The organism is Pseudomonas sp. (genome assembly GCF_030147005.1).
Lineage (GTDB): Bacteria > Pseudomonadota > Gammaproteobacteria > Pseudomonadales > Pseudomonadaceae > Aquipseudomonas.
Genome location: NZ_JASLAW010000199.1, coordinates 1 through 22,205 on the forward strand (window position 1 = coordinate 1; position 22,205 = coordinate 22,205).

18 protein-coding genes and 1 pseudogene are annotated in these 22,205 nt (G+C 61.7%); 6 read left to right on the plus strand and 13 right to left on the minus strand.

Going from position 1 to position 22,205, the window contains the following annotated elements; genetic code table 11:
- From Q1V60_RS18150 to gap, 7 genes and pseudogenes are all read right to left on the minus strand, one after another.
- Positions 1 to 308, minus strand: a pseudogene (locus tag Q1V60_RS18150) (chemotaxis protein); the annotation flags it as partial.
- 132 nt (positions 309 to 440) lie between these two features.
- Entirely contained in the window at positions 441 to 842 is a 402-nt protein-coding gene (locus Q1V60_RS18155; protein ID WP_300633118.1) for a YbaN family protein, read from the minus strand.
- 101 nt (positions 843 to 943) lie between these two features.
- Complete coding sequence (locus tag Q1V60_RS18160; RefSeq protein WP_300633120.1) at positions 944 to 1,552, minus strand: biliverdin-producing heme oxygenase; 609 nt, start codon at positions 1,550 to 1,552, stop codon at positions 944 to 946.
- 137 nt (positions 1,553 to 1,689) lie between these two features.
- Positions 1,690 to 4,254: a TonB-dependent receptor gene (locus Q1V60_RS18165; protein WP_300633122.1), complete on the minus strand. Its 2,565-nt coding sequence runs from the start codon at positions 4,252 to 4,254 to the stop codon at positions 1,690 to 1,692.
- A 116-nt stretch (positions 4,255 to 4,370) separates the two neighbouring features.
- Positions 4,371 to 5,339: a FecR domain-containing protein gene (locus Q1V60_RS18170; protein WP_300633124.1), complete on the minus strand. Its 969-nt coding sequence runs from the start codon at positions 5,337 to 5,339 to the stop codon at positions 4,371 to 4,373.
- Between the two features lie 74 nt (positions 5,340 to 5,413).
- Positions 5,414 to 5,932 carry a sigma-70 family RNA polymerase sigma factor gene (locus tag Q1V60_RS18175; RefSeq protein ID WP_300633126.1) on the minus strand — a complete coding sequence of 173 codons (519 nt, stop codon included), beginning with the start codon at positions 5,930 to 5,932 and terminating at the stop codon, positions 5,414 to 5,416.
- Positions 5,933 to 6,162: 230 nt separating this feature from the next.
- Positions 6,163 to 7,164 carry a type I glyceraldehyde-3-phosphate dehydrogenase gene (gene gap / locus Q1V60_RS18180; RefSeq protein WP_300633128.1) on the minus strand — a complete coding sequence of 334 codons (1,002 nt, stop codon included), beginning with the start codon at positions 7,162 to 7,164 and terminating at the stop codon, positions 6,163 to 6,165.
- Between the two features lie 221 nt (positions 7,165 to 7,385).
- On the opposite strand from gap, the gene edd reads away from it, so the two are divergent.
- From edd to Q1V60_RS18200, 4 genes are all read left to right on the plus strand, one after another.
- Positions 7,386 to 9,212 carry a phosphogluconate dehydratase gene (gene edd, locus Q1V60_RS18185; protein WP_300633130.1) on the plus strand — a complete coding sequence of 609 codons (1,827 nt, stop codon included), beginning with the start codon at positions 7,386 to 7,388 and terminating at the stop codon, positions 9,210 to 9,212.
- Positions 9,209 to 10,165 carry a glucokinase gene (locus tag Q1V60_RS18190; RefSeq protein WP_300633132.1) on the plus strand — a complete coding sequence of 319 codons (957 nt, stop codon included), beginning with the start codon at positions 9,209 to 9,211 and terminating at the stop codon, positions 10,163 to 10,165. The genes edd and Q1V60_RS18190 overlap by 4 nt, the downstream gene beginning before the upstream one ends.
- A gap of 138 nt (positions 10,166 to 10,303) precedes the next feature.
- Positions 10,304 to 11,038: a response regulator transcription factor gene (locus tag Q1V60_RS18195; RefSeq protein WP_300633134.1), complete on the plus strand. Its 735-nt coding sequence runs from the start codon at positions 10,304 to 10,306 to the stop codon at positions 11,036 to 11,038.
- Positions 11,028 to 12,497: an ATP-binding protein gene (locus Q1V60_RS18200; protein ID WP_300633136.1), complete on the plus strand. Its 1,470-nt coding sequence runs from the start codon at positions 11,028 to 11,030 to the stop codon at positions 12,495 to 12,497. Before Q1V60_RS18195 ends, Q1V60_RS18200 begins: the two co-directional genes overlap by 11 nt.
- Positions 12,498 to 12,557: 60 nt before the next feature.
- Here the strand turns inward: Q1V60_RS18200 and Q1V60_RS18205 are convergent, their stop codons facing one another.
- A complete protein-coding gene (locus tag Q1V60_RS18205) occupies positions 12,558 to 13,487 on the minus strand; it encodes an AraC family transcriptional regulator (RefSeq protein WP_300633138.1) in 930 nt (309 codons plus the stop codon).
- A gap of 328 nt (positions 13,488 to 13,815) precedes the next feature.
- On the opposite strand from Q1V60_RS18205, the gene Q1V60_RS18210 reads away from it, so the two are divergent.
- Positions 13,816 to 14,157, plus strand: a complete 342-nt coding sequence (locus Q1V60_RS18210; RefSeq protein WP_300633139.1) for an antibiotic biosynthesis monooxygenase family protein — start codon at positions 13,816 to 13,818, stop codon at positions 14,155 to 14,157.
- A 41-nt stretch (positions 14,158 to 14,198) separates the two neighbouring features.
- Entirely contained in the window at positions 14,199 to 14,444 is a 246-nt protein-coding gene (locus tag Q1V60_RS18215) for a hypothetical protein (protein WP_300633140.1), read from the plus strand.
- 19 nt (positions 14,445 to 14,463) lie between these two features.
- Here Q1V60_RS18215 and Q1V60_RS18220 read toward each other — a convergent pair whose 3' ends face one another.
- The 5 genes from Q1V60_RS18220 to Q1V60_RS18240 all read right to left on the minus strand — a co-directional run bounded on the left by Q1V60_RS18220 (position 14,464) and on the right by Q1V60_RS18240 (position 21,985).
- Positions 14,464 to 15,084 (minus strand): flavin reductase family protein, encoded by a 621-nt coding sequence (locus tag Q1V60_RS18220; protein WP_300633142.1) that lies wholly within the window; start codon positions 15,082 to 15,084, stop codon positions 14,464 to 14,466.
- 96 nt (positions 15,085 to 15,180) lie between these two features.
- Positions 15,181 to 17,163 carry a M3 family metallopeptidase gene (locus tag Q1V60_RS18225; protein WP_300633144.1) on the minus strand — a complete coding sequence of 661 codons (1,983 nt, stop codon included), beginning with the start codon at positions 17,161 to 17,163 and terminating at the stop codon, positions 15,181 to 15,183.
- Positions 17,164 to 17,372: 209 nt separating this feature from the next.
- Positions 17,373 to 18,692: an MFS transporter gene (locus tag Q1V60_RS18230; RefSeq protein ID WP_300633146.1), complete on the minus strand. Its 1,320-nt coding sequence runs from the start codon at positions 18,690 to 18,692 to the stop codon at positions 17,373 to 17,375.
- Positions 18,693 to 18,899: 207 nt separating this feature from the next.
- Positions 18,900 to 20,225, minus strand: a complete 1,326-nt coding sequence (locus Q1V60_RS18235) for a sigma-54 dependent transcriptional regulator (protein ID WP_300633148.1) — start codon at positions 20,223 to 20,225, stop codon at positions 18,900 to 18,902.
- Positions 20,219 to 21,985 (minus strand): ATP-binding protein, encoded by a 1,767-nt coding sequence (locus tag Q1V60_RS18240; RefSeq protein WP_300633254.1) that lies wholly within the window; start codon positions 21,983 to 21,985, stop codon positions 20,219 to 20,221. The genes Q1V60_RS18235 and Q1V60_RS18240 overlap by 7 nt, the downstream gene beginning before the upstream one ends.
- Positions 21,986 to 22,205: the final 220 nt, after the last annotated feature.

The following is a 22,205-nucleotide window of genomic DNA, read 5'->3' on the forward strand; positions in this document are numbered from 1 at the left end:
AGCGCACCGGCCTCCAGGGAACGCTTGGCCCCCAGGTTCCGCAGGTCTTTGATTTGGTCGGCGAGGGCGGTGACCGTCAGCAGGTTTTCGTTGAAGGTTTTCTGCAATTGCACGGCCTGTTCGGCTGCCTTGGCTTGCAGCAGCTGTTCTACGCTGGCCGTCAGCATTCGTGAGCTTGAGTCACTGACCAGTTGGTCGTTCTGGTTGGTGGTGTAGATATTGATGCCGACCACCAGTGCGATGACTCCTAACAGGCAGAGGCCCGACAGCAGCACGATTTTCAGGCGAATGGAGAGGGTGTCGAACATAGATTCACTCACGAATGGACTTATTGAGATGCACGCAGCAGAGCCAAGTCCATTCGGCACCTGTCTGAAACATCGGCGTAACAAATCAATTCATGAGCGTCAGGCGATGAGCGGTAGCGCCTGCACGGCACGTTATACGGGGCGTGCAAGCCGCTCGGGGCGAGACCAGATCCACACATTGCCCAGGCTCATGCCGGCGATTGCCAGGTAGATCGGCCAGCCGTAATCGAGCATCACCAGCATCAGCGCGGCGCACAGCACCATGCTCACGGTGGCGCTGACTTTGGCCCGGCGCGCGATGATCTTGCCATTGCGCCAATTGAACAGGATCGGCCCGAACAGCCGATGGTTTTCCAGCCAGGCGCTGAGACGGGGTGAGCTTTTAGTCGCGGCCCAGGCGGCCAGCAGGATGAATTCGGTGGTAGGCAAACCCGGTATGACAATCGCCACCAGGCCGATCCCCAGGCTGACGTAGGCCAGCAGGCCGAAGAGGATCTGCGCGATTTTAGAGGTGGATTGGGTTTTGCCGGTCATGCTGAAGCTTTTCTGATGGGAGAGAACAGGGCGAATGGGCTGCGATCAAGTGTGGGCGCAGGCAAGCCAGCGCCCACCTTGAATCGTTTCTACCGGAACATTTATGCCAGCTCGGGGGCGCTAGCGTACGCCTGTTCCAGCAATACGGTGAAGCGCACAAACGCATCGATTGCGCCTTTCTCAACTGCGGCCTCTTCCTCGGCGCTCAATACCAGCCCATCAAGGATGCGGGTGAAGCGTTTCCAGCCTTCGGCACGACCGCCCGCCGGCTCGCCCAGATGTCGGGCGCCGAAGGTTTCGCTCAGGCCCAGGCCCACGGCACGTTTGATCAGGAATGCAGCGCCGAGTTTGGAGCCTTCGGAAACGAACAACCAGCCCAGGGCTTCTGCGCAGCCAGGGTTGTGCACGGCGCCGGCAACCGGTGGCGGCACGTCGGTGTCGAGGTCGCCCAGGTCGAGCTTGGCGGCTTCGGCACGGCAGCGCTCGGCCAGGTCCGGAATGATCTGGTTCAGTTCGGCATCGTTGTACAGCGCGACCAGCTCCGATTGGAACAGGTACTGCGCCACCACGAAGCGGGCGAAGTTGGCCTGGGTTTCAAACGGGGCGTGAGCCTTTACCAACGCATCGAGCCTGGTGTGCGGCTCGTGGGTGATCTGGTTCAGGCGCTGGGAGCGCAGGCGTGCACGTTCTGCGGTAGGAGAAGTGGTCATGAAAAAAGTCCTTGAGAGGGGTAGCGCCTTGCAGCTCTAAAGAGAGCGGTTATCAACTAGACGAACAGGAAGACGCGGCACAGTAAAAAATCCTCACCTCGCCGCGCATTCATCGCGGCGAGGTGCGGCGGGTGTCGTCAGATGTCCCAGATCACATTGATCGCGAAGTTGCGACCCGGCTGGGTCAGGCGATCAAGGTTGGCCGGGCCGGTCACCGCGGCTTCGCCGACGCTGTCGTAGCTGCGCACGTCATCCCAGTTCCAGTACTTCTTGTCGGTAAGGTTGTAGAGGCCGCCGTTGATGGTTACGTCGTGGGTGACTTTGTAGTAGGCGGTCAGATCGAGAATGCCGAAGCCCGGCGTCTTGAACGGGCCGCTGGTATCGCCGTCCGGGGCGTGGAAGGTGCTGCCGTCGACGCGATTCTGTTTTTTCACCAGGGTCCAGCTCAGCAGGCCGCCGTAGGTTTCCTGGTCGTAGCCCAGGCCGAATACGCCCTTGAGCGGGTTGACGCTGTTGAGCGGCTCGCCGTTGTCGTCATTGCGGCCATGGGCGTAGGACACCGCACCTTGGGTGTACAGGCCTTGCGGCGCGCCGAATGTGTCCAGGTTCAGACGGCCCTTGGCTTCCGCGCCCTTGATAGTGGCGCGTTTGATATTCACCGCCTGGAACTGCTCGACGGTGCCACCGACCACCGCGTTGTCTTCGTCGATGAAGTCGCGGTATTTGTTATAGAACACGGCGATTTCGAACGAGCCTTCGTCGAACTTGCCGCGAAGCCCGGTTTCGATACCTTTGCTGGTTTCCGGCTTGAGGTCGGGGTTGGGCTCCACGGTGTAGCCCAGGTTGAGGTTTTCGAAACGGCCATACAGCGCTTTGGCGGACGGCGTGCGGAAACCTTCGGCGTACTGGCCGAACCAGGTGTATTGATCGGTCAGCGCGTAGGTCAGGCCGAACTTGGGCGTGACGCGATGCCAGGTTTTGTCCTTGCCGTCGACCGCATACGCACCGGTAGGGTTGACGGTGTTGAGGAATTCGTCGGTCAGCTTGGGCTTGAGCCGGGTGTAGTCGTAGCGCACGGCGGGCAGGAAGGTCCATTTGTCCCAGATGATCTGATCCTGGGCAAACAGCGAATAGGTGTTGATGGTCGGGTCGGGGAAGTCGCTGGATTTCTTCACGCTGTCGCTGGCTACCGGGCTGGGCGCGCCGATGGCGGTGCAGCCGCTGCCGACCGCCAGGCAGGTGGCGCCGCCTTCACGCGAGCCGGTGACTTTCTGCTGCTTGAGGGTGGTGCCGTACGTCACTTGGTGATCGCTGTTGCCGAGGCTGAAGGCCTTGTCCAGTTGGGCATCGAAGACCCACTGTTTTTCTTCGTACAGCGTGTCGCGGGTGCGCAATACGCGGCGGCCGGACTGATAGGTTTCAGCCGTCGTCTGGTCGGTCTTGGCAATCTGGTAGTTGAGGCTGGTCTTGATGCGGTCGGCGATCGGCGATTCGAGGGCAAAGCTGTTTTCCAGGCCGAAACGTTCACGGGTGATGGTGTCGTTGCCGCGACGGTCGCGGTAAAGGTTGAAACCACGGCCACCGATGAACGGGCCGCCCACCGCATTCTTCAGGTTGACGTCGCGATCATCCTTGTACTTTTCGTACGTCAGGCCCATGCGGTTGTCGTCGCCGTAATTCCAACCCAATTTGGCCAGCACGTTGGTGGTTCGGGCGTCTTCCGGATTGGCGCCGGTACGGGCCAGGCCGGTGGCGTTGTTGCCATCGTAGGATTCGGTTTCATGGCCGTTGCGCTGGCTCAGGTGCAGCAAGCCGTCGAAGTCCTGCACGCGGCCGGCGACGGTGGCGGAGGTCAGCCAGCTTTCGTCGGCGGAGCTGTAGCCGCTCTTCAGGCGGGCGCCGACATCCTGGCCGGGCTTGATGATGTCATCCGGGTCGAGGGTGAAATAGCTCACCGCGCCGCCAATGGCGCTGCTGCCGTACAGGGCCGAGGCCGGACCGCGCAGGATTTCCACGCGCTTGACGATTTCCGGGTCGACGTAGTTGCGACGGGTCTTGGCGTAGGGGCCGTTGAAGAAGTTGTCCGGTACTTCGACGCCATCGACCTGGGTGAGGATGCGGTCGCCGTCGATGCCGCGAATGTTATAGCCCGCGTTGCCCGAGCGGGTGCCGGCACCGCCCACGGACACGCCCGGCTCGTAACGCACCAGTTCACGGGTGTTGTTGACGTTCTGACGGTCCAGCGCCTGGCGGTCGTGCACGCTGACCATGCTCGGTACGCTGTTCACGTCCTGCTCGGTACGGGTGGCGCTGATGGTCACTTGTTGCAGGTTGAGGGCGCTGTCGGCGGCACGTTTCTCCAGCACGATGTTGTTATTGCTCAGCTTGCGATAGCTCAGGTTGGTCCCCGCCAACAGCCGTTCCAGCGCCTTCTCCGGCGGCAACGCGCCGCGCACGCCAGGGGACGACACACCCTGGCCCAATTCGGCCGGCAGGCCGACTTGCCAGCCGGTCACGCCGCTAAAAGCGTTCAGCGCCGACACCAGTGGTTGCTGTTCGATGCTGAAGTTGTAGTTGCCGTGGCTGCGCGGCGCAGGTTGCGCGGCAGTGGCGGCCATCGCCGGCGCGCCGGCCATCAGAATGGCGGCGGTCAGCAAGGTCAGGATGGGCGAACAAGGCCGGCGGTTGAAACGAGAAGACATCGAGAGCGCTCCGGAGATACGAATCTTATAGTTGCGAACCGATCCAAATAGGAATCAGTTGCATTGGCTATAACGAGACGTATCGTCGGTCAGCTTCGAGTAAAAATAATTCTCATTTAGTTCAGGATGACCAGCGCCGGGTATTCCGACAGCTTGGCCGAGGTGATGTGGGCCAGGGAGCGCACCACGTCCAATGGCTGGTCGAGACGGTAGTTACCGGTGACGGCGACGTCGGCGAGCGTGTCGTTGGTGTTGACGATCCAGCCCGGATAATAGCGACGCAGCTCCGCCAGTACTTCGCTCATCGGGCAGTTTTCGAATACCAGCCGGCCTTGAACCCAGGCCAGGTCCTTGCCGGCGTCCAGCTTGGCCGGCTGGCCGAACCCCTTGGGGCCGATGCGGATGCTTTCACCGGCACTCAGGCGCACCCGAGCGTCGTCGAAGGTATTGCTTAGATCGACATCACCGCGTTGCACTTGCACTTGGGCTTCGCCATCCAGATAGCGCACGGCGAACGCGGTGTCGCGCACGCTGGCGCGCACGGGGCCGGCGTCGATTTCCAGCGGCAGTCCGCGGGCGGGGGCGACATCGAAAAACGCTTCGCCCTGGTATAGGCGCGCAATGCGCTGGTGGTCCTTGATGCTGCTGGAGAACGCTGAATTGGTGTTCAACAGTACGTTGGAACCCTCATCCAGTTGCAGGCGCTGGCGCTCACCCACCACAGTGAGGTGGTCGGCCTGCAGGCGAACCGGCAGGTTGCTGAAGCTGAACAGACCAAGCAGCAGCACGGCGGCGGTCGCCAGGGGTTTCCAATGCGGTTTGATCCGGCGCCAGGCGCTGGGTCTGCGCGGCGCGGCCAACGCCACGGCGGCGCTGTGCACCGGCGCGCCACCCCAGGCGGCCTGGGCCTTGGTGAAAGCGAGGGCGTGCGCCGGGTCTTTGGCGAGCCAGGCGTCGAAGGCGACTTGTTGGCCGGGTTGCGGGCACTGCAAGGCGATCAGCCAATCGAGCGCTTGGTCCATGGCCGTGTCTTGCAGCACCTCATGAGCCAGCTCATGGGGGCGCAGTTTATTCGGGTCCGTCACGGTGTTCCTCGGGTCTTCGCCACGTTCTATTCATTTTTCCTACAGCCTGGGTCGACACCTCTGCCGGATGGAGCTTAAGGCTGATCCAACCGTTCGGCCACACCTACACAGATGGCCATGATCAATTTCAGTTCCTTTTGCACGGTGCTCAAGGACACTTGCAGCTGGTCGGCAATCTCCTGGTAGCTGCACCCGTGCAAGCGGCTGAGGATGAAGATCTGTTGCTGGCGGGCGCTCAACTGGCCCAGGCTGACGCTCAGGTGCTCAAGCAATTGCTCGGCCTGGGTGGCGTCTTCGGGTGTGCTGATCGGCGCGGCGACGCTTTGCAGGATATCCAGCGGCACATCTTCCTGCAGAGTGCGGGCTTGAATCCTGCGCGAACGCAAATGATCCAGTGCCAGGTTACGCGCTGTCTGGTAGACGAAGGGTTCAAGGTGGTCGATCGGCCGCTCGCTCAGGGCTCGCGTTACGCGCAGGTAGGTTTCCTGCAACAGGTCCTCGGCGGTGCTGTGGTTATTGACCATGCGTTGCAGAGTGCGTAGCAGGATCACCCGTTGGGTGAGAAAGACGTCGTTGAAGCGAGATTGGCTCACAGTGATACCAGACCGATATGCAGTTAATGATAATGCTTATCATCAACTGAAATGGCAAGTGGCTATTCTGCTGACCTTCGTGGAAGCGGGCGTACACAACCCATGTGGGAGCGGGCTTGCTCGCGAAGGCGGTGTGTCAGTTGGAATATCCATCGACTGACACACCGTCTTCGCGAGCAAGCCCGCTCCCACACAAGCCCGCTTCAATTAAACCTGCGCTCAGATTCAGATCATTCGGCGTTACACAGCGCCAGGCAGTTATCCAGCATCCGGTTCGAGAAGCCCCACTCGTTGTCATACCACGCCAGCACTTTGAGCAACTTGCCGCTCACCTTGGTGTGGTTGGCATCGAAGATCGACGACAGCGGGTTATGGTTGAAGTCACTGGAAACCAGCGGCAGGGTGTTGTAGCCGAGAATTTTCGAGTGCTGGCTGGCGTGTTTCAACAGCGCGTTGACTTCGTCGGCCGTGGCTTCTTTTTTCAGTTGTACGGTGAGGTCCACCAGCGACACGTTGATCACCGGCACGCGCACCGCCATGCCGGTCAGCTTGCCCGCCAGTTCCGGCAATACCAGGCCGACGGCTTCAGCGGCGCCGGTCTTGCTCGGGATCATGTTTTGCGTGGCCGAACGGGCGCGGTACGGATCGGTGTGGTAGACGTCGGTGAGGTTCTGGTCGTTGGTGTAGGCGTGAATCGTGGTCATCAGGCCGCTTTCGATGCCCAGCTCGCGGTGCAGCACCTGGGCGACCGGCGCCAGGCAGTTGGTGGTGCACGATGCGTTGGAGATGATCTGGTGCGATTGACGCAAAATGTCATGGTTTACACCGTAGACCACGGTCGCGTCCGCGCCCTTGGCCGGGGCGGAGATGATCACCTTGCGCGCGCCGGCGCTAATATGGGCGGCAGCCTTGTCACGGTCGGTGAACAGACCGGTGCATTCGAACACCACGTCAATCTGGTGCGCGGCCCACGGCAGGTCGGCCGGGTTGCGAATGGCACTGACCGCGATCCGGTCGCCATTGACGGTCAGACTTTCCTGATCGTGGGCGACCTCTGCGTCGAATGTGCCATGGACGGTGTCGTACTTGAGCAGGTGGGCATTGATTGAACTGTCGCCCAGATCATTGATAGCGACGATCTGCAAATCCTGGCGGTAGCCTTGGGTATACAGTGCGCGCAGGACATTACGGCCGATACGGCCAAAACCATTGATTGCGATACGTAGAGTCATTGGAAGGTGCCTATCGTCGATTTGTTGTAAGAATTACAAGATTATTCGCATAAAAATAGAAAACAAGCCTTTTTAGTGTCAATATTTTTTTCAATCTACAACGTGTGACCTGAATCAACTGGTCCGATGATCAAAACGACTCTCTGCCATCCGATGCGCGGCGGGCGTTTGATCAGCATAGACACTCAGGTCGCCACATCCGTTAGCCTGGAGTTCTATACATGCATCCCCGCGTTCTTGAGGTCACCGAACGGCTTATCGCCCGCAGCCGCGCCACCCGCGAGGCTTACCTTGCGCTCATTCGCGGCGCGGCCAGCGACGGTCCGATGCGCGGCAAGCTGCAGTGCGCCAACTTCGCCCACGGCGTGGCCGGTTGCGGCACCGAAGACAAAAACAGCCTGCGCATGATGAATGCCGCCAACGTGGCAATTGTTTCTTCATATAACGACATGCTCTCGGCGCATCAGCCGTACGAACACTTTCCTGAACAGATCAAGAAAGCCCTGCGCGAAGTCGGCTCGGTCGGCCAGTTCGCCGGCGGCACGCCCGCCATGTGCGACGGCGTGACCCAGGGCGAGCCGGGCATGGAACTGAGCCTGCTCAGCCGCGAAGTCATCGCCATGTCCACGGCGGTAGCGCTGTCCCATAACATGTTCGACGCCGCGCTGATGCTGGGCATCTGCGACAAGATCGTTCCCGGCCTGATGATGGGCGCACTGCGCTACGGCCACTTGCCGATGGTCTTCGTGCCCGGCGGGCCGATGCCCTCGGGTATCTCCAACAAACAGAAAGCCGATGTGCGCCAGCGCTACGCCGAAGGCAAGGCCAGCCGCGAAGAATTGCTGGAGTCGGAGATGAAGTCCTACCACAGCCCCGGCACCTGCACCTTCTACGGCACCGCCAACACCAACCAGCTGTTGATGGAAGTGATGGGCCTGCACTTGCCGGGCGCCTCGTTCGTCAACCCGTACACGCCGCTGCGCGATGCACTGACCCGCGAGGCCGCGCATCAGGTCACGCGCCTGACCAAGGCCAACGGCAACTTCACGCCCATCGGCGAGATCGTCGACGAGAAGTCCATCGTCAACTCCATCGTCGCCCTCAACGCCACGGGCGGGTCCACCAACCACACCCTGCACATGCCGGCCATCGCCATGTCGGCGGGCATCATCCTCACCTGGCAGGACATGGCCGACCTCTCCGAGGTGGTGCCGACCCTGTCGCACGTGTATCCGAACGGCAAGGCGGACATCAATCACTTCCAGGCAGCGGGCGGCATGTCGTTCCTGATCCGCGAACTGCTCGAAGCCGGCCTGCTTCACGAAGACGTCAATACCGTGGCGGGCAAGGGCTTGAGCCGCTACACCCAGGAGCCGTTCCTGGTTGACGGCGAACTGATCTGGCGCGACGGCCCCATCGAAAGCCTCGACGAAACCATCCTGCGCCCCGTGGCCCGTGCGTTTTCGGCCGAAGGCGGCTTGCGTGTGATGGAAGGCAACCTTGGCCGTGGCGTGATGAAAGTCTCCGCCGTGGCGCCTGAGCATCAGGTGGTCGAGGCACCGGCGGTGGTGTTCCAGGATCAACAGGACCTGGCCGACGCGTTCAAGGCGGGCCTGCTGGAAAAAGACTTTGTCGCGGTGATGCGCTTCCAGGGCCCGCGTTCCAACGGCATGCCCGAACTGCACAAGATGACCCCGTTCCTCGGCGTGTTGCAGGACCGTGGTTTCAAAGTGGCTTTGGTAACAGACGGGCGTATGTCCGGCGCCTCGGGTAAGATTCCCGCCGCGATCCACGTCAACCCCGAAGCCCAGAGCGGCGGGCCGCTGGCGCGGGTCCAGGATGGCGATATCATTCGCGTCGATGGCGTCACCGGCACCCTGGAGCTTAAGGTGGACGCCGAAGTTTTCGCAGCGCGCACGCCTGCCACGGGCCTGTTGGGCAATAACGTGGGCGCCGGTCGCGAGTTGTTTGCATTCATGCGCTTGGCCGCAAGCTCCGCAGAGCAGGGCGCCAGCGCCTTTACCTCTGCCTTGGAGACGCTTAAGTGAAGTTAGCGCTGGTCGGTGATATCGGGGGTACCAACGCCCGTTTTGCGTTGTGGCGGGATCAGGCACTGCATTCGATCCGCGTGCAGGCCACGGCGGATCACTCAAGCCCTGAGGAGGCCATCAAGGTCTACCTCAGCGAAGAAGGCCTGGCGATTGGCGACATCGGTGCGGTGTGCCTGTCGGTGGCCGGGCCGGTGAGCGGCGATGAATTCAAGTTCACCAATAATCACTGGCGCCTGAGCAAGACGGCTTTTTGCCAGGCGTTGCAGGTGGACGAACTGCTGCTGGTCAATGACTTCTCGGCCATGGCCCTGGGCATGACCCGCTTGCAGCCCGACGAGTTTCGTGTGGTGTGCGAAGGTACCCCGGAGCCATTGCGACCGGCCGTGGTGATCGGCCCGGGCACCGGCCTGGGCGTCGGTACGCTGCTGGACCTCGGCGCAGGCCGTTACGCGGCATTGCCGGGGGAGGGCGGCCATGTCGACCTGCCCCTGAGCAGCCCGCGCGAAACCCAGTTGTGGCAACACATCTACAGCGAGATCGGCCACGTCAGTGCGGAAACCGCGTTGAGCGGTGGCGGTTTGCCGCGCCTGTACCGGGCGATTTGTGCGGTGGACGGGCACACACCGGTACTGGAAACGCCCGAGGCCATCACGGCGGCGGGCCTAGCGGGCGATCCGGTGGCGATGGAAGTCCTCGACCAGTTCTGCATCTGGCTGGGCCGCGTGGCGGGCAACAACGTGCTGACCACGGGCGGGCGTGGTGGTGTGTATATCGTGGGCGGGGTGATACCGAGGTTTGCCGACTTCTTCATCACCAGCGGCTTCGCCAACAGCTTTGCCGACAAAGGCTGCATGAGCGACTACTTCAAAGGCATCCCGGTATGGCTGGTGACCGCACCGTATTCCGGGCTGACCGGGGCGGGCGTGGCGCTTGAGCAGGCGGTTGCCTAGACCATAAAGGCGCCATCGCAGGCAAGCCAGCGCCCGCACCTGGAATGGATTCCAGGCTGTGGGCGCTGGCTTGTTTGCGATAAGGCCCCCAAGGGCGACAGATGATTTAAGCTAGGCCACCACAACAAGGAGGACCCCGTGAGCGTAATCAGTAAATCGATTCTCCTCGTCGACGACGACCAGGAAATCCGCGAATTGCTGCAAACCTACCTCAGTCGCGCCGGCTTCCAGGTCCGTGGCGTGGCCGATGGCGCGGGGTTCCGCCAGGCGATGAACGAGGCGCCGTGCGACCTGGTCATCCTGGATGTGATGCTGCCGGACGAAGACGGTTTCAGCCTCTGCCGCTGGATTCGCCAGCACCCGCGCCAGGCGCAGGTGCCGATCATCATGCTCACCGCCAGTTCCGACGAAGCCGACCGCGTGATCGGCCTGGAACTGGGCGCCGATGACTATATCGGAAAGCCGTTCAGCCCCCGCGAGTTACAGGCGCGGATCAAGGCACTGCTGCGTCGCTGCCAGTTCGGCCAGGAGCGCAGCAGTGGCGGCGAGGTGTTGGCGTTCGACGAATGGCGCCTGGATATGGTCAGCCACCGGCTGTTTCACGTGGACGGCGAAGAGGTGATCCTCTCCGGTGCCGACTTTGCCCTGCTCAAGCTGTTTCTTGACCACCCGCAGCAGATCCTCGACCGCGACACCATCGGCAACGCCACCCGTGGCCGCGACCTGATGCCGTTGGACCGAATCGTCGACATGGCCGTCAGCCGCCTGCGCCAACGCCTGCGCGACACCGAGAAACCGCCGCGCCTGATCCGCACCGTACGCGGCAGCGGCTATCAACTGGCAGCCACAGTGGTTGCCGGCAATGCCCACTGAGCACCTGAGCGAACGCCGCCGTCGTTTTCCCGTGCCACGCTCGCTGCTTGGGCGCATGTTGCTGCTGACCTTGCTCGCTGTGTTGTTCGCCCAGGCGCTGTCCAGCGTGATCTGGGTCTCGCAGCTGCGCGCCACGCAGTTGGAAGGCCTGGTCACCAGCGCCCGTAGCCTGGCGCATTCAATGACCGCCAGCGTGAGTTACTTCCGTTCGTTGCCGGTGGCCTACCGCCCGCTGGTACTCGACCAGTTGCGCAGCATGGGCGGTACGCGTTTTGTGGTGACCCTCAACGATCGCCCGCTGGACATGCAGGTATTGCCCGAAACCCCGCGCAAGCAGGCGGTGCTGGTGGCGGTGGACGACGTGTTGCGCCAGACCCTTGGCGCCGATGTGCATATCTCGGTGGAGTTCGTCAGCGCCGAAGACCTGCGCATCTTCAATGCCGGCCTTAAACTCGACGAACTGCCGCGCTCCTGGGCTCACTATGCGTTGACCCTGGAACCGGTCAACCCGCCGGTGCTGGTCACCCAGATTCAACTCGCTCCTGGTGAGTGGCTGTACATTGCCTCGTTGTTGCCCGAACCCTATACCAGCCTTGAAGAGCAGGGCCTTCCAGCCCAACAGGTGTGGTTTATCGTATTGACCAGCGGTTTTCTGCTGCTGTTTATCGGCCTGCTGGTGCATTGGCAAAGCCGGCCGCTCAAGCGCCTGGCGCGGGCGGCGCGGGACATGTCCCTGGGCGCGGATGTGGAACCGGTGGCCGAAGGCGGCGGCAGCGAAGTGGTGGAGGTGGGGCGTGCATTCAATGCCATGCGCGAGCGCATCAGCCGTTACCTGACCGAGCGCAGCCAGTTATTCAGCGCGATCTCCCACGACTTGCGCACGCCCATCACCCGCCTGCGCCTGCGTGTGGAATTGCTTGAAGATGAGAACCTGCAAACCAAATTCGGCCGTGACCTGGATGAGTTGGAGTTGCTGGTCAAGGGCGCGCTGCAATGCGTGAAAGACACCGATATCCACGAAAACATCCAGCCGGTGGACCTCAACCACGTCCTCGAATGCCTGGTGGAGCCGTACCTTGCGCCCAACGGCAATGGCCGAGTGACCCAGCATGGGCATGCCCTGACCACTTATCCGGGCAAGCCGCTGGCGCTCAAGCGCTGCATCGGCAACCTGATCGACAATGCGTTGAAATACGGGCAGAACGCGCATTTGCACATCGAGGACAACGGCGCCGAGTTCATCCTGCATGTGGACGACGAAGGCCCCGGCGTGCCGGAACAGCGTCTGGAGCAGGTGTTCGAACCGCACTTTCGCCTGGCCGGGCAGCAGCAGGGCTACGGCCTGGGGTTGGGGATTGCGCGCAATATCGCCCATAGCCATGGTGGTGAAGTGAGTTTGCAGAATTTGCGCGAAGGCGGCTTGCGCGTGACGCTCCAATTACCCCGTGGCCTGGACTGAATACATGCGGATCAACCGGGGAAGCGGCAAGCCGGCTCCCCCGGTTTGACCTTCATCAGGTCAGATGCTTTGGCGCAGCCTGGCCAGATCTCTCAGAGGCGGCGCGCCAAACAACCGGCTGTATTCGCGGCTGAACTGCGACGGGCTTTCATACCCCACTCGATACCCCGCCGCCGAGGCCTCCAGCCCTTCGGCGATCATCAAGCGCCGGGCTTCCTGCAAGCGCAGTTGCTTCTGGTATTGCAGCGGGCTCATGGCGGTAATCGCCTTGAACCGGTGGTGCAAGGTCGAGACGCTCAGGTTCACTTCCCGGGCCAGGTCATCGATGCGCAGCGGCTGTTCGTAGTTGCGGTTCAGCCAAGTGATCGCCTGGCTCACCCGATGGCTCTGGCTGTTGGCGACGGCAATTTCATACAGGCGATAGCCTTGGGGGCCACGCAACAAGCGATAGAGGATTTCGCGGTTGATCAGCGGCGCGAGCATCGCGATATCTTTGGGCGTGTCCAGCAGGCGGGTCAGGCGCAGCACGGCGTCGAGCAACTGGTTGTCGATGCGGTCGACGTACATGCCGCGCGAGGTTGGGCGCGACGGCACGCCCATCGGGCCGGCTTCGGCGATCAGCGCGGTGAGCTGGGCCGGGTCGATATTGATGCGCACCGACAGGTTGGGATCTTCCGCAGTGGCGTCGATGATCCGCCCCGCCACCGGCATGGCGACCGAGAACACTAAATAATTGAGCGGGTCATAGGCAAAGATTTCGTCGGCCAGGCGCACTTCCTTGCTGCCGCTGGCGAGGATGCACAATGCCGGCTCCACCAGCACCGGCATGAAATCACGCGGTGTGTTGTGGCGGTTCAGGTACAGCGACGTGATCGCCGTGCCGTAGGAACCATCCTCCCAGGTATGGCGGTGCACAATACTGGCCAGTTCGGCACGCTGCTTTTCCATCTCGGCATCGAGGGGAATGGGCTTGAGGTCGGGCGTCGGCATGGGGCGTCCTCTACACGCGGGTTTGATGGCGCTCAGCTTAGCGGTGGGTTTTAAAAGAGTGCTACGTCGATTCTGCACAATCCTTGCCTGATCCTGCGGCGTATCGTGAATCAGGCAAGTAAAGCCGCTGTCATCTCACTGAAACAAGCCGTTTGGGCTTGGAATAAACCTGCAGCTCGAACGTCCTGCCTACGCTTTTCGCAGGATTGTGCAATAAGCCGGCAGGAATCGACTAACTGCGCCGACACCCGCGCCGCTATCTTTGATCCTGTGGCAACACGCCCTCACAGAGCTTGCCGAGCATCACTTCTCAACGGGAGAGTCGAACATGTCCACCCCCATTCCCGCGAGCCATATGGCCTTTATCCGTGCCCGTACCGGGTGCAGCACCGAACTGGGTGCGCGCTTGAGCTGTTTGATCGAACCGGGCCGACAGGCTCAGGGTTGCCTGCAATTCTCGTTGCAGCACTCCCTGGCCGACCCGGATGTATGGCTGGTTTCGGGCTCCTGGAGCAGCGAGGAGGCGATGAGCGCCTACTTCAGTTCCCCGACCCTGATGATCTTCACCGAGTTGCTGAACGACATGGTTGTGCGCAGCATGGACTTCCAGACCTTCACCGATGCATCCGCCGTCAAAGCCTACGGCGAGTACCTGCAACTGGCCGGTTAGGGTTTAGAATGGCCGACTTTCCATTGGCCAGGACCTGCACTATGGCACGTAAACAATTTGCCCATCACGAAGCCGTTTCCGCCGTAGTACCGGGCGAAGGCGGCTACAGCGCCGCCGTTGCCGTCAAGGCACTCGACGGCATGGGCGCCCCGCGGTTTCACAAGATCCTCGAGGGGCAGACATTCAAGACGGCCAGCGATGCAGACGAAGCGGCCAGCGTGCAGCTTGAGCAGCTGACCGATGTCGACGCGGACGGCGAGCTGTCCTGGACAGTTCCGGCCGTTTAGCCGCGTGGTTGCACTGCAATCACTTGGGCCGGTGCATCTTGAACAGTGCTTCCGGCCCCACCTGGAAATAATCCGCCGGGCCGCCGCCGCGTAAAATCGGCTCGGCGGCGGCAGTGTCGTAGATGCCGTCCTTGAGCAGCCACTTGGCAATATGCACCGCGACCACTTCGCCGAGCACCAGCCAGCTCGGCACAAGCGCCTTGTCGGCGCGTTGCAGTTGAATAATCTGCGTCACTTTGCACTCGAACGACACCGGGCTCTCGCCTACCCTGGGTACGCCGACGATCTTCGAGGCCACCGGCGTCAGCCCGGACAACTCAAACTCATTGACCTGGGGCGAAACCGCCGCGCAACTCTGGTTCATCTGTTCAGCCAGCGAGCGGGTCGCCAGGTTCCACACAAACTCGCCGGTCTGTTCGATGTTGTTCAGGCTGTCTTTGCGCCCGACGCTGGAAAAACCAATGATCGGCGGAATGTAGTTGAACGCATTAAAGAAGCTGTAGGGCGCCAGGTTCAGGTGGCCTTCGCTGTCGTGCGACGAAATCCAGCCAATGGGCCGTGGCCCGACGATGGCGTTGAACGGGTCATGGGGCAGGCCGTGGCCTTTGGCGGGTTCGTAGAAGTGGATAGCGTCGGACATGGCCGGGGTTCCTGCTGGGCGTCTGTTTCTAGGGGGCACCATAGTGCAAGGCCTGGCGATGGATTTCCACCAGGCAGCCCTGCTTTTGCCGATCGCTCAGGCCGGCGTTGTAGGCTGGTCAGCGAGAAAAATGGCCAGTGAACTCGTCAGCGAACGCTCATCCCCGCCGGTAATGAATGCCTCACGGAAGGCCTTTGCGGTGGCGCGGTTGAACAGGCCGTCACGTTTAAACCGGGCAAACGCCTGCGTGGCAAGCACACCGGACCATTTATAGGAATAGGCACTGGCGCCATAGTCCCCGGCCAGTTGTTCGAAGCGGTGGATCGGCCGGGCGCCTTTGGGCCATTGAAGCAGCCCGACTTTCGCATTGGCGGCGGTGAACACTTTAATGGGCGTACGGCCGTCGCCATAGGTTCGATGCAGCTCGAAGTCGACCAGAGCCATGAGCAACACGTTGGCGGTTTCCCAGCTCGATTGAGTGTGGATGTACCGGGCAATCCGCTCGGCGAATGCGTCCGGCAACGCTTGCCCGGTGTTGAAATGGCCTGACAGCCAGATCAGAAATGACGGCTCAAAGCAGAACTGTTCGAACACCTGACTGACGAATTCACCCGTGTCATGGCCCATCTCACCGACGCCCGAAATGATCCGGTACGGTGCCGCGGTTAACAGGTGTTGCAAGCAGTGGCCGAACTCATGCAGCAAGATTCTCAACTGCAAGTGGTCGAGCAGGCAGGGCTGAGTTCGGGTGGGCGCGGGCAACGCCATATTCAGCACCGCGATGGGCATGTGGGGTCGGCCTTCGGCGGTGATTCGGCGATTGCGCAAGCCGACGGTGGAGCCTGGCCCCGACTTTCCCTCGCGGCGGTAAGGGTCGATAAACAAGTGCCCGATCGGCTGTGCGTATTCCCTGAGCTCGAATGTGCGCACATCCGTGTGCCAGGTGTCGGCAGTGGGTTGCTCTACCAGCTCAACGCCGAACAAGGTCTTGGCCAGCGTGCGCAAGCGTTGTAATACCGCCTCCCATGGGAAGTACTCACGCAGTGCCGTTTGGGAAATACCTGCCGTGTCCTGGCGAATTTTTTCTGCGAAATAGTCCGCGTCCCAAGCCTGCACCTCGGTGATGCCCCGTTGCGCTGCGTACTGTGCCAACTGCTCGGCATCCTGGGCAAAAGCGCTTCGCGACTGTTCAACCTGCTGGTGCAAAAAAGTGACGACCTGTTCGGTGGTGTCCGCCATCTGGCCTACCAGCGCCAACTGGGCATAGTTGGGGTAGCCCAGCAATCGGGCTTTTTGTTGACGCACGTCGAGCAGTGCCGCCAGCACCGGTTCGTTGTCTGACGCGCGGCTGTAATAGGCCGTCATGATGTCCTGGCGCAGGCTGCGATTGTCGGCGTAGGTCACGACCTCTCGATAGGTTTCTTCACTGAGGGTCAGCAGCCAGCCCGGCAGACCACGCGCTTGAGCCGCCTCCCGCATTGACTCCACCGTGTCGTCGCGCAGGCCGCTTAACAGTGCGCGGTCTTCAATCGGTTTGCTCCATGCCTTGTCGGCGTTTTCCACGCGCTCCAGGTACTCGCGCTGCCATCCGTCCAGTTGCAGGTTCAGCGCTTTTAACTGCAACTGCTGCTCGAGCGATAGATCGATACCGGCCAGGTGGAACTCGCGCAGCACTTTGCGCAGGGTCGTTTGACGTTGAGCGTCGAACAGCGCGGCGATCGGGCTGCCGGCGAGCCGCCGGTACAGTGTGTACAACGCATGAGTGTGGGTGGACCCAGAGTGGTAGCGTTCCGCCAGGGCCTGACAGCGGGCGATTGCCGCCTGCCAATGCGGCTCGCTCTGGGTGGACCCCAAAAGCTCGATGACGCCGAGGGTGTCTTCCAGGCGTGCGTTCAGTTCATCCATGGCCAGCACCAGATCGTCCCAGGTTGGAAAGGGCGTCTGGCTGCTGATGATCGAGGGAATGGCGATCTGATTGTCCTCGATGATCGCCTGGATGGCGGGCACCAGGTGTTCTGCGCGTATCGCCGAGAACGGCGGTAGCTTATAAGGCAACAGCAGCGGATTGTTGGTGGTCATGGGGGCTTCTTCCTTGGGGCGCGGCAGTTGAAACCGCGATTCTAGAAGGCCCGGACAGCTGCGCGACGATACGTATATAGCGGCCGGACGCCGGTTGGAATGCACGGCGAGTACAGATACCGCGCACAAAAAAACGCCGATTTGTTCGATGTGTCTGCCTGCGCAAACAGCATCAATCAAATCGGCGTTGGTGCCTGGCCTGTCGGTGCTTAGTCTGTAGTAATCCGCGAATGCTTGCGGGTGTCCCGCATCGTCACGTAGACCATCAGCGACACCGCGATGCACGCGGTGACGTACCAGTAGTAGCCGGTTTCCATGCCGATGCTTTTGAACCACAGCGCGATGTATTCAGCGGTACCGCCGAAGATCGACACGGTCAGGGCGTACGGCAGGCCCACGCCCAGGGCGCGGATTTCGGTGGGGAACAGTTCGGCTTTCACTACCGCGTTGATGGAGGTGTAGCCGCTGACGATGATCAGCGCCGCCATGATCAGGAAGAACGCGCCCCACCAGGTCTGGATGGTGTGCAAGGTGGTGAGGATAGGCACGGTGAACAGTGTACCGAGCACGCCGAAGGCGATCAGGATCGGCCGGCGACCAATCTTGTCCGACAGGCCGCCCACCAGCGGTTGCAGGCACATGAACAGAAACAGCGTCGCCGCCGAGATGGTGGTGGAGTCGGAGATGCTCATGCCGACGGTGTTCACCAGGTATTTCTGCATGTAGGTGGTGTAGGTGTAGAACGCCAGAGTACCGCCCATGGTCAGGCCGACAACGGTAAGCAGTTCCTTGGGGTGGCGCATCAAGGTGCGCATCGCGCTTTCCTTGGCTTTTTCCTTTTTGGTGAACGATTCGGTTTCTTCCATGCCGCGACGCAAGTACAGCGCAACCACTGCACACAATGCGCCGATGGCGAACGGGATACGCCAGCCCCAGGCATACAGTTGTTCGGTGGTCAGCGTTTGCTGCAGGACGATCAGCACTGCCAGGGCAATGAGCTGGCCGGAGATCAGGGTGACGTACTGGAAGCTGGAATAGAAACCACGGCGTTCCTTGGTCGCCATCTCGCTGAGGTACGTGGCGGAGGTGCCGTATTCGCCGCCCACCGACAGCCCCTGCAGTAAACGGGCAAACACCAGCAGGATTGGCGCCCCGATACCGATGAGTTCATAGCTTGGGCTCAGGGCAATCAGCAGCGAGCCGAAGCACATCAGGTAGACCGAGGCCATCAGGGCTTTTTTACGCCCGACTTTGTCGGCGTACAGGCCCATCAACCAACCGCCGATAGGGCGCATCAGAAAGCCCACGGCGAAGATCGCGGCGGTGTTGAGTAATTGGGCGGTGGTGTCGCCTTTGGGGAAGAAGGTTTTGGCAAAGTACAGTGAAAACGCGGCATACACGTACCAGTCATACCACTCGACCATGTTGCCGACGGAGCCGCTGAAGATCGACCTGATCCGGCTGGAGGTGGTGCGTTCTTTCGCCGGCGCAGCCGCCGACCCCACAGGCAAGGTATTGGAGTTATCCATTGAAGGATCCTTCATCTAGTTGTTTTTATGGAGCGGCGCGTGCGCAGCCTGTTCTGGCTATAGCAGGAGCTGTGCCAGGTAGATGAAGGCCCGATTTAGACGGGTTACAGGTTTTTTTTGAGCGGAATGTTGCTGATGATTTGATGGAGGTGAGCGGAAATCCGCTTATGCCTGTGATGACACCTTCAAGGCCACACTGCCTTGAACTCAGAGGAACATCTCTCTCACCAACCCATGCCGCTGCATCTTTTCATTGAGGGTGCGGCGCGGCAGTTGCAGTTCCGCCAGCACCGCCTTGATATCGCCTTTATGCCGGCTCAGCGCGGCTTTCAGGCAGTGCGCCTCGAAGGCTTCCTGCTGCGCCGCCAACGATTGCCCGGCCTCGATGCCCTCCGGTTCCGGCTCGCCAAGGCCCAGCACCTGGCGCTCGGCAGCGTTAGCCAATTCGCGCACGTTGCCTGGCCAGTCATGACTGAGCAGACGCCCCAGCGCCGGGCCGCTTAGAGGTTCGGCAGTGCGCCCCAACCGCTGAGCGGCGTCCTGGGCAAAGTGCTCATACAACAGCGGGATATCTTCGCGCCGCTCGCGCAGCGGTGGCAGGCGCAGTTGCGCGACGTTGAGACGATAGGCCAGGTCCTCGCGAAAACGCCCGGCGCGGGCCTCTTCCAACAGATCCGGCTTGGTGGCGGCGATGATGCGCAAATCCACATGAATGCTTTGATTGGAACCCAGGCGCTCCAGTTTCTGTTCCTGCAACACGCGCAGCAGTTTTACCTGCTGGGCCAAGGGCATGCTTTCGATTTCATCGAGGAACAACGTGCCGCCGTGGGCATACTCGAGTTTGCCGACACGCTTGCTCTGGGCGCCGGTGAACGCGCCGCTTTCATGGCCGAACAGTTCGGCCTCAAACAGTTGCTCGGGGATCGCTGCACAATTGAGCGCGACAAAAGGCTTTTTCGCCCGCAGGCCGAAATCATGCAGGCAGCGTGCAACCAGCTCTTTGCCGCTGCCGGTCTCACCCCGGATCAACACGTTGACCGGCAGCGTCGCCAGGTCCAGCACTTGGCGCCGCAGGTTCTGCAGGCTCTTGGACACGCCGAGCAGGCTGGATTCCAGCTGGGCGCGATGATCGGCTTGCAGGTGCAAGCGGCGGTTTTCCAGGATCAGCCCGCGTTTATCCAGCGCTCGGCGCAGGCTATTGAGCAGGGCGTCCGGGCTGAACGGTTTTTCCAGGAAGTCGTAGGCGCCGTCGCGCATGGCTTCGACGGCCATCGGCACGTCGCCGTGGCCGGTGAGCAGGATGACCGGCAAGTCGGCATCGCGACGCTGCACTTCGGCCAGCAGCTCCAGGCCGTTGAGGCCGGGCATGCGTACGTCGCTCAGGATCACGCCGGGAAAGTCCCTGGGCAACTGCGCCAGGCATTCTTCGGCACGGCCGAACAGCTGCACCGCAAACCCCGACAGGCTCAACCATTGTTCGACGGCCGTACGAATGCTGGCTTCGTCATCAACCACAATCACCGCGTTCAACATAGGTCGGGCGTCTCCAGCGCGACAGGCAAGGTCAGGGTAAATACCGCGCCGTCGCCACGGTTGCCGGCGGTCAGGCGACCGCCCAGTTCATGCACGATAGCGTAGGACACGGCCAGCCCCAAGCCGAGCCCGTCGCCCACCGGCTTGGTGGTGAAGAAGGGGTCGAATACGTTGTTCAAGTGTTCTTCGGCAATCCCGCCGCCGCTGTCGCTGACGCTTAACCGCCAAAGCTGCTGGTCGGCGTGCAGACGGATTTCCAGGTGTTTGCGCGGCTTGTCGGCCATGGCGTCCAGGGCGTTGCGCAGCAGGTTGATCAACACCTGCTCCAGGCGAATCGCGTCGCCACGTACCCAGGCGGGGCGCGTCACGTCCAGCACCGTGCTGATCGCTTCATCGCGCAGGCGTGCGTCGAGCAGGTGAAGGGACTGGTCGACGACGGTGGCCAGGTCGAGGCGTTCGCGCAGGCCGCTGGGGCTTTTACGGGCGAAGGTCTTGAGGTGGCCGGTCAGCGCGGCCATGCGTGTGAGCATGTCATCCAGCGGCGTAAGTGCCTGGTAGGCATCGTCCACGCGGCCGTGGTCGAGCAATAGCCGCAGCGTCGCCAATTGCATGCGCTGAGCGGTCAGCGGTTGGTTGATTTCATGGGCGAGGGCGGCCGACATCTGCCCCAGTGCCGCCAGCTTGGCCGACTGCACCAGGCCATCCTGGGCGGTGCGCAGGGCCTGGGTGCGTTCCTCTACCAATTGCTCAAGCTCTTCGCGGCTGCGTTGACGCAACCGCGCCAGGCGCCAGCGCTGGCTCAGGAACAGCACGAGAAACACCAGTGCCAGCCACGACCCGGCGGCGGCGAGGCCGGCGTTGCGCTGGTCTTCAAACGGGAACTGGGGTTTGCGCAGCAGGTGCAGGGTCCAGCCTTCGGCTTTAAGCGGCAGCGACTCCCAAATGTAGTTGGCGCTGCCGTCGGGGCCATTGACGCGCATCAGGTGGCTGTTGTCGTCGAAGCGCTGCAAGGTGCGGGTCTCCAGCGGCTGCAGTTGCTTCTTGTCGTATTGGCGGGTGGCCTTGAGTTCGGCCAGGTCGCTGGCCGACAGCGCACGCAAGTTGCGGTAGCGCCAGCCCGGCTGATTAGCGATAAATACAATTGCGCGCGCATCGCTGACCAACAGCAGGTCGTTCCCCTGGGCCCACTCACGTTCAAGTTCGGGGAATTCCAGTTTGACCACCATGGCGCCGAGGAACTGCTCGTGTTCGTCGACCACCGCGCTGGAAAGAAAATAACCCGGGATGCCGGTGGTCACCCCCACGGCATAAAAGCGCCCGGCGCCCTGGCTCAAGGTCTGGCTGAAATACGGTCGGAACGCGTAGTTGTGCCCCACGTAACTGCTGGGCAGGTTCCAGTTGCTGGCGGCCACGGCCAGGCCCGTGCGGTCCATCAATTCCAGGGTGGAAGACTGTGCGGCGCTGTTGATGCGTTCCAGCTTGCGGTTGAGCAGGTCCTGGGTGGTGGCATCCAGCGGGCCTTTCAAGGCGTTGATCATCTCCGAGTCCAGGGCCAGCACGGCGGGCAGGGCGCGGTAGCGTTCAATCAGGGTGTGCAGCGAGTTGGCATACAGCGCGAGCTGTTGATTGGCGCGGGCGGCATCGTCCGCCAGGGTCTGGCGTTCGGCATGGCGCATGGCCAGGGCAGCGGCCAGCACGGCACCGGCGATGATCAGCAGTGAATAGAAGGTCAGGCGCAGGGGGCGGGGGATCGCGATCATACGGATATGAGCAGACACGGTAAGGGAGTGCACCATAGCACGAGCGGGACTGCGATTTGTGGCAAGGGAGCTTGCTCCCGTTGGGCTGCGCGGCGGCCTTCAAAATCTTGGGAGCGCTCCGCACTCCAGCGGGAGCAAGCTCCCTCGCCACAATAAAAAAGGCGACTTGGCTGTGGGGCCGCAGTCGCCTTTATCCTTAAGGGGAGGCGCTTACTGCGGC